This is a genomic window from Treponema sp. R8-4-B8 (assembly GCF_054786175.1).
In genome coordinates, this window is record NZ_BDHE01000219.1 from 1 (window position 1) to 656 (window position 656).

The window sequence follows — 656 nt, forward strand, 5'->3', positions numbered from 1 at the left end:
AATCGCGGTCTGGTTCCGTATATCGCCGTTCTCACGTACGCATTGATACGCGGTGTAAAAACCGAGACCCATCGCAAAACCGTTGCCGATGTCGTAACAGATGTGTATAAGAGACAGCCTTAAACAACCTCAAAAAGCCATTTTTGACGATATACCTAATTAACACATATTACGTGTAGTACACCAACAGATAAAGTCAAAATCTTTAAATTCTTTTTTAGACGGAAGGCTTCGCCTTCCATAGATAGTTCGGGGGTAAACCCCCGAACTTCAATCAAAAGATAACGTCAAAACATCGGGCGGCCGCGCGGCTTTGTTTTGATTGAAAATGCGGGGTTTACCCCGCATTTATCTATGAAAGGCGCGTAGCGCCTTTCGTCTTAAAAAGATTTAAAAAGATCTAAAAAGATTTATCTTTAAAAAAATGCAAAAACATCAAAAGCTGTGGGACGCTAGTGAGTCAAAATCAAATATTCCTCTTGTCAACAATCCTCTTAGCTTTCCCCTCGCTCCTCGCTATGCTTTTGGGTTCGACTAATTTTACCCGGCTGTGGACTAATAGAGATTCTTTTAACTGATGCTCTATCTCTTTCTCTTTTTGCTCTATGCGTTTTAGCTCGTCCGAGAATAGGTCTTCCGTCATCTCAACCTGTACT

At 41.5% G+C, this 656-nt stretch carries 1 pseudogene; it reads right to left on the reverse strand.

Annotated features, from left to right (window positions below):
• Positions 1-466: 466 nt before the first annotated feature.
• Positions 467-656, reverse strand: a pseudogene (locus tag ACYVRA_RS08005) (phenylacetate--CoA ligase); the annotation flags it as partial.